Here is a 7,459-nt window from a genome sequence, read left to right on the forward strand (position 1 = left end):
CGTGGAACGTGTTGATATTTATGAGGACGAACTGCCGGATGGACGATTTTTGAGGCATATCAAATTCAAGTTCCCAGTGTTCTATAACGGTCAGGAGATTGACGAAATGAGTTGGGACAAAGAAAGTACAGTCGAGACGTGCGTACTGCTTTCCCGCAAGTAGGAGATGATGAATGCAAAAAACATTGCTGCATCAAATTCCAGATGAACCGCCGCAGGATATTCTGCATTTTGTGTCCGGGGCAAGTATTTACGACAGTTCCTGTTCACCCGAAGCGAAAGTGTATTTCATTGACAAGGGAAACGGGTACTATTTAAAATGCTCGGGCAGCGGAACGCTCGAAAAAGAAGCCAAAATGACAGCGTATTTTTACTCAAAGAAACTTGGCGCAGAGGTGTTGCATTATCTCTCAAATGACCGCGATTGGCTTTTAACGGCCGCTGTTATCGGGGAGGACTGCGTGCACGAAGCGTATCTTATGAATCCCACACGCCTGTGCGACACCATTGCATATGAATTAAGAAAACTGCATGAAACAGATTATACCGGCTGCCCGATCATGGACAGGACGGCAGAATATCTTGCTGCGGCTGAGAAGAATTACCATACCGGGAATTATGATAAATCTGCTTTCCCCGGTTGTTTCGGATACCGCTCAGCAGAGGACGCCTATGCCGTTCTGACCGCAGAGAAAGATGCCCTGCAGAGCAAAGTTCTGCTTCACGGCGACTATTGCCTGCCGAACATTGTTCTTAACAACTGGACCTTCTCAGGGTTTATTGATGTCGGCAGCGGCGGCGTTGGCGACAGGCATATTGATTTATTTTGGGGCGCTTGGACGCTTTGGTTTAATTTGAAAACGAATCAGTACTATGAGCGTTTTCTCGACGCATATGGAAGGGATAAGGCAGACGAGGCAGTACTCAAAGTCGTTGCTGCGGCTGAAGTATTTGGCTGAGTATCGCAAGAGCGTTAAAGGAAGCAACAGCCGGGCGCGCGGCGCTGCTCGCCAGAAAATAAGGCAGGGGAGGCTTCCATGATTTTTCTTGAGACCGCGCGGCTGATCCTCCGCACTGTGGCGCCGGAGGACGCGGCCGCCATTCACAGCTGGCGCAGCGACCCCCGCTGCGCCCGGTATCAGCGGGGGCAGGTCAGGGAGTACGGAGAAATCGCCGCGCTGGTGGAGCGGCACAGCCACGACGTTCTGTCTGTGGACGCCCATTTTATGGCGGCAGCGGCGCTGAAGGACTCCGGTGAGCTGGTGGGCGAGATTTTGGTGATGCCGGAGGACGGCGCCATCTCCCTGGGCTTTACCGTCTCCCCCCGGCACCAGCGGCAGGGCTATGCCTATGAGGCCCTGGCCGCCCTCATGGCGCTGCTGCACACTCGGTTCCCCGGTTGGGAGTTCCTCTGCTTCACCGACCCGGAGAATGCCCCCAGCATGGCGCTGCTGACCAAACTGGGCTGCCGGGACATGGGCTATGTGCCCGCTGTGGACTCCCGGGTGTTCGGCAGGTGGGTCACCGGGCAGACGGAAGCGGAAATTGCCCGGGCGGCGGGAGCGCCGCCCGGATAACCGGAGGAGCTATGAACTATAAGATAGCCATTTGTGACGATTCGGCGGCGGACCGCCAATATCTGTCCACCCTGGCGGACCGGTGGGCCGCGGACAGGGGCCACACCCTTCAGGCCGCCTTCTTCGCGTCCGCCGAGGAATTTCTCTTTCACTACGCCGAGGAGAAGGACTACGACATCCTGCTTCTGGACATTGAGATGGGGGCCATGGACGGTGTGACCATGGCCCGCACCCTGCGCCGGGACAACGAGACGGTGCAGATCATCTTTGTCACCGGCTATTCCGACTACATCGCCGAGGGCTACGACGTGGCCGCCCTTCACTATCTGATGAAGCCCGTCCGGGAGGACAAGCTGTTCTCCGTGCTGGACCGGGCGGCGGAAAAGCTCTCCCGGAACGAAAAGGTCCTGAACTTCGAGTCGGGCGGCGAGATGGTCCGGGTCCCCGTCTATCAAATCAAGTACGCCGATGTTTCGGGCAACTATGTGACCATCCACGCCGCCGGGGAAATCACCGTGAAGATGACCCTGGGGGACCTGGAGGGGCAGCTGGACAGCCGCTTTTACCGGGCGGGCCGGTCGGTCATTGTGAACCTGACCCGGATCAGCCGGGTGACCAAGGCGGAAATCCGGCTCAGCGACGGCACGTCCATCCCCCTGCCCCGGGGGGCCTATGAGGGCGTGAACCGGGCCATTATCAATCTGAGGTGAGCGGACATGGGGTTCTTTTCCAGGCGGATTGACCGGCAGATCGCCTCCTACCAGCAGGAGCTGGTGGAGACTCACTACCGGGAGGTGGACAACATGTACCGGCAGATCCGGGGCTGGCGGCACGACTACCGCAACCATATCCAGACCATGAAGGCCTATGCCGCGGCGGAGGACTGGGAGGCCATCAAACGGTACCTGGACCTGCTGGACCAGGACCTGACCACCGTGGACACGGTCATCAAGACCGGCAACCCCATGGCCGACGCCATCCTCAACTCCAAGATCTCCCTGGCCCGGTCCAAGGGCATCCAGGTGGTGGCGGACGCCTGCATCCCGGTGCGGCTGAAGTCGTCGGAGATCGACCTGTGCTGCATTCTGGGCAACCTCTTTGACAACGCCATCGAGGCCAGCCTCCACCTGCCCGAGGAGCGGCGGCTCATCCGGGTGTACATGGACATCAAGAACACCCAGCTCTACATCTCCTTCACCAATTTCACCGCCGGGAAGAAGCTGAAAAAGGTGGGCCGGCTGTTTCCCACCACAAAGGGGGAGGGCCACGGCTTCGGGCTGGTGCGCATCGACGCCATTGTGGAGCGGCTGGGCGGGTACATCAGCCGCAACAGCGAGGACGGCGCCTTCACCACCGAGATTCTGCTCCCCCAGGCGTGAGCGCTGCAATTCGTCCCCCGGGCGTGACGATTCGTCCCCAGAATGATCTGGGGACGATTTTTTTGGTAGAATGGTACCAGAGGTGACCGACATGGAAGAGAAGAAGAAATCCCCCTACAACATGTGGCAGAACACCGGCTTTATGCTCTCCGCCGCCTGGCGCAGCTGCCCCAGCGTAATTTTCCTGTGCATCGCGCTGGCGGTGGTCACCGCCGGCCAGACCGTGGCCGAGCTGCTCATCGCCCCTGCAGTGATTGCCAGGGTGGAGGAGGCCGCGCCCCTGGAGTCCCTGCTCCCGACCATCGCCGGATTTTCCCTGCTCCTGCTGCTCCTGTCCGGCCTGAAGCGGTATCTGGACACCAACACCCTGTTCGGCCGGTGCCATCTCCGCATGTGGCTAACCCGCCAGCTTGGCCTGAAGGCTTCCCGGACCTCCTACCCCAACCTGATGGACGCCCGGTTCACCGAACTGGAGTACAAGGCCATGGATGCCTGCTGCAGCAATGACGACGCCACAGAGCACATCTGGACCACCTGGACGGCTATCCTCACCAACCTGCTGGGCTTTGCCGTCTATCTGGCCATTCTCTCCGGCCTGCATCCTCTTCTGTTCTGCGTCATCGCCGTCACCGCCGCAGCGGGGTATTTTGTGGACAAGAAGGTCAGCGGGTGGGGCTACCGGCACCGTGAGGAGGCGGCCAAGCCCATCAAGGAGATGGGCTATATCCGCCAGACCGCCGCCGGCCGCCCCCACGCCAAGGACATCCGCATGTTCGGCCTGGGGCCATGGATGAATGAGGTGTGGCGCAAGTCCATGGCCCTGTACCGCGCCTTTCTCCGCAGGCGGGAGTCGGTGTACCTGTGGATCAACCTGACCGACCTGCTGCTGACCCTGATCCGCAACGGCGCGGCCTACGCCTACCTCCTGTGGCTCACCCTGACCGGCGGCATGAGCGCCGCGGAATTCCTGCTCTACTTCACCGCCGCCAGCGGCTTCACCCAGTGGGTCACCGGCATTCTGGACATGTTCAACCAGCTCCACCGGGAGAGCCTGGACATCTCCATGGTGCGGGAATTTCTGGACTACCCGGAGTCCTTCCGGTTTGAGGACGGAGAACCTCTGCCCAGGGACCTGTCCACCCCCTGCGAGATCCGCCTGGAGAACGTGTCCTTCCGGTACCCCAAGGCGGACTCGGACACCCTCCGCCATATCAATCTGACCATCCACCCCGGGGAAAAGCTGGCCATTGTGGGCCTCAACGGCGCCGGCAAGACCACCCTGGTGCGGCTGGTCTGCGGCTTTCTGGACCCCACCGAGGGCCGGGTTCTCCTCAACGGGGAGGACATCCGCCGCTATGACCGCCGGGCCTATTATGCGCTGTTCTCCGCCGTGTTTCAGGACTTCTCCGTGCTGGAGGCCAGCGTGGCGGAAAATGTGGCCCAGCGGGTGGACGGCATCGACGCCGACCGGGTCATGGCCTGCCTGGACCAGGCCGGTCTGACGGAAAAGGTCATGTCCCTGCCCAAGGGGGTGGCCACCGCCATCGGCCGCCAGGTCTTTGAGGACGGCGTGGAGCTGTCCGGCGGCCAGACCCAGCGGCTGATGCTGGCCAGGGCCCTGTACAAGGACGGGCCCGTCCTGGTGCTGGACGAGCCCACCGCCGCCCTGGACCCCATCGCCGAGGAGGACATTTATCGAAAGTACAGCGGGATGACCGGGGGCAAGACCTCCCTGTTCATCTCCCACCGGCTGGCCTCCACCCGGTTCTGCGACCGCATTCTGTTCCTGGAACAGGGCCGCATCGCCGAGGAGGGGACCCACGAGGCGCTGCTCTCCCGGGGCGGCGGATACGCAAAGCTCTTTGACGTACAGAGCCAGTATTACAGGGAAGGGGGCGAAAACCATGGCAAATAAGGAGAAAAAGCTGGGCTACGGCGCGGCCTGGAGGCTGAACCTGCGGGCGTGGGGCATCTGGTGGAAGCTCTGTCCCCAGGTGTTTGTCTCCACCCTGCTCTCCTCCGTGGTCAAGGCCGTCACGCCCTATGTGACCATCTTCCTGTCCGCCCGCATCATCGACGAGCTCTCAGGCGCCCGCAGGCCGGACCAGCTGCTCCGGTGGGTGGTCCTCACCCTGGCCTGTACGGCGGTGTGCGCCCTGCTCCAGGGCGTGCTCACCCGCTGGTCCAAATACGCAAAAGGCTGTGCCAGCCGGCTGGACGACCAGATCTATATGGACAAGATGGTGGGGCTGGACTACGCCGACGTGGACCGGCAGGCGGTGTTCGACCTGTACGCCCAGATCCTGCAAAACGAAAACTGGGCCGGCTGGGGCATCCGCAAGACCATCTCCTATTTCGAGTCCTTTGTCACGGCCGTGGTGCAGGTTCTGGGCGGCGTGGGCCTGTCGGTCAGCCTGTTCCTCTCCCCCGTCCCCGCCGGCAGCGGCCTGGCCTTCCTCAACCACCCCCTCTCCGCCGCCGCCATGGTCTGCCTGCTGCTGCTGGCCGCCGTGGTCTCTCCCATGTGCGCCAACCGGGCCAACCGCTACTGGACCGACTACGCCGCAACAGTCCGCCTGACCAACCGCATTCTGAGCTTTTACCCCCTGGTGAGTATGGACAGGGCCCGGGCGGCGGACGTGCGCATCTACCAGCAGCAGGAGAACGTCTGCGAGCCCTATCTGGACCGGAACGACGACTTCGCCCCCGGCTCCTATATCACCCGCATCGCAAAAGGCCCCATGGGGCTGCTCAACGCCCTGTCCCAGTGCGTGGCGGTGGTCCTCACCGGCCTGGTGTACGTCTTTGTGTGCCTGAAGGCCTGGGCGGGCGCCTTCGGCGTGGGCTACATCACCCAGTATGTGGGGGCCATCACCCAGCTGTTCCGGGGCCTGTCCATGCTGCTGGAGACCATGGGCAACATCCGGGCCAACGGAACGTTCCTGGAGATCAATTTTGAATATCTGGACATCCCCAACCGGATGTACCAGGGCAGCCTGACCACCGAGAAGCGCGCCGACCGGAAGTACGAGGTGGAGTTCCGGGACGTGTCCTTCCGCTACCCGGACACCGACCAGTGGGCCCTGCGCCACGTCAACATCAGGTTCCGGGTGGGCAGCCGCCTGGCCGTGGTGGGCCGGAACGGCAGCGGCAAGACCACCTTCATCAAGCTGCTCTGCCGCCTGTACGACCCCACCGAGGGAGAGATTCTGCTCAACGGCATCGACATCCGCAAGTACCGCTACGACGACTATATGCGCATCTTCTCCGTGGTCTTTCAGGACTTCAAGCTGCTGGCCCTGCCCCTGGGGGAGAACGTGGCCGGCGCGGCAAACTACGACCGGACCCGGGCGGAGAAGTGCCTGACGGACGCCGGGTTCGGCGACCGGCTCTCCGCCATGCCCAGGGGGCTGGACACCTGGCTGTACAAGGACCTGAACGAGGACGGCGTGGACATCTCCGGCGGCGAGGCCCAGAAGATCGCCATTGCCCGCGCCCTGTACAAGGACGCCCCCTTCCTCATTCTGGACGAACCCACCGCCGCCCTGGACCCGGTGGCCGAGGCGGAGATCTACTCCAAGCTTAACGACATTGTGGAGGACAGGACCGCCGTCTATATCAGCCACCGGCTGTCCTCCTGCAAGTTCTGCGACGAGATCGCCGTGTTTGAGGGCGGGCAGATTGTCCAGCAGGGCAGCCACGAGGCCCTGCTCGCGGAGGAGGGCGGCACCTATTCCACCTTGTGGCACGCCCAGGCCCAGTATTATAATACGTGAGGAAGCTTGAAAAACAGGAGTGAGTCCCATGGTGGAACTGATTCAGGACAGCCGGGAGAAGGCGCGCATCGCCCGCAGGGTGCTGGAGGCCCTGCCGGAGTGGTTCGGCATTGAGGCCTCCCGGGAGGGCTATATCCGGGAGAGCGTGGACCAGCCCTTTTTCGCCTGCTATGCGGACGGGGAGGCGGCGGGCTTCCTCTGCCTGAAGGAGACGGGGCGGGCCACCGCGGAGCTGGCGGTGATGGGCGTCCTGCCCGCCTTTCACCGGCGTGGCCTGGGCCGGGCCCTCTTTGACCGGGCCAGGGAATACGCGGCGGCCCGGGGCTATTCCTTCCTCCAGGTCAAGACCGTCCAGATGGGCCGGTATGAGATCTACGACCGCACCAACCGGTTCTATCTCAGCCTGGGCTTTCAGGAGTTCGAGGTGTTCCCCACCCTGTGGGACGAGCGCAATCCCTGCCAGGTGTACGTCATGGCCATTGGAAACAACTCCACTGCAAACTGAAACCGGGAGGCTGTCGATAAACCCTGCGGCCTAAGGTTTCGGAGGGAAAGATAGTGTGAAAGAAAACCGTCAGGGTTGTCTTTCGCGTGCAGTCAAACCACTTTTTCCAGCTTTGAAAAAGTTCGAAAAAGTGCAGCAGGCTGTCGAAAAAGTCCAGGGACTTTTTCGACAGCCTGCAAAAATGCCGTTACTTTCGCGCCGCACTGCGGCGCAAAAGTCCTC

Annotated in this window: 7 protein-coding genes; all 7 read left to right on the forward strand. The window is 61.7% G+C overall.

All coding sequences use genetic code 11. From position 1 onward, the window contains the following. Positions 1–173 precede the first annotated feature (173 nt). The 7 genes from QZY67_RS11000 to QZY67_RS11030 all read left to right on the forward strand — a co-directional run bounded on the left by QZY67_RS11000 (position 174) and on the right by QZY67_RS11030 (position 7,237). Positions 174–959: an aminoglycoside 3'-phosphotransferase gene (locus QZY67_RS11000; RefSeq protein WP_295370295.1), complete on the forward strand. Its 786-nt coding sequence runs from the start codon at positions 174–176 to the stop codon at positions 957–959. A gap of 78 nt (positions 960–1,037) precedes the next feature. Continuing rightward, the gene (locus QZY67_RS11005; protein WP_295370297.1) at positions 1,038–1,577 is read left to right on the forward strand and encodes a GNAT family N-acetyltransferase; all 540 of its coding nucleotides are present in this window, start codon (positions 1,038–1,040) and stop codon (positions 1,575–1,577) included. A gap of 11 nt (positions 1,578–1,588) precedes the next feature. After that, entirely contained in the window at positions 1,589–2,287 is a 699-nt protein-coding gene (locus tag QZY67_RS11010; RefSeq protein WP_295370299.1) for a LytTR family DNA-binding domain-containing protein, read from the forward strand. 6 nt (positions 2,288–2,293) lie between these two features. Next, the gene (locus QZY67_RS11015) at positions 2,294–2,956 is read left to right on the forward strand and encodes an ATP-binding protein (protein WP_295370301.1); all 663 of its coding nucleotides are present in this window, start codon (positions 2,294–2,296) and stop codon (positions 2,954–2,956) included. Positions 2,957–3,047: 91 nt separating this feature from the next. Then, the gene (locus tag QZY67_RS11020) at positions 3,048–4,871 is read left to right on the forward strand and encodes an ABC transporter ATP-binding protein (protein ID WP_295370303.1); all 1,824 of its coding nucleotides are present in this window, start codon (positions 3,048–3,050) and stop codon (positions 4,869–4,871) included. Then, on the forward strand, positions 4,861–6,732 hold the full coding sequence (locus QZY67_RS11025) for an ABC transporter ATP-binding protein (protein WP_295370305.1): 1,872 nt from the start codon (positions 4,861–4,863) through the stop codon (positions 6,730–6,732). The genes QZY67_RS11020 and QZY67_RS11025 overlap by 11 nt, the downstream gene beginning before the upstream one ends. Positions 6,733–6,760: 28 nt before the next feature. Beyond that, positions 6,761–7,237: a GNAT family N-acetyltransferase gene (locus QZY67_RS11030; protein WP_295370307.1), complete on the forward strand. Its 477-nt coding sequence runs from the start codon at positions 6,761–6,763 to the stop codon at positions 7,235–7,237. Positions 7,238–7,459 lie beyond the last annotated feature (222 nt).

The organism is uncultured Pseudoflavonifractor sp., assembly GCA_904419835.1.
Taxonomy (GTDB): domain Bacteria; phylum Bacillota; class Clostridia; order Oscillospirales; family Oscillospiraceae; genus Pseudoflavonifractor.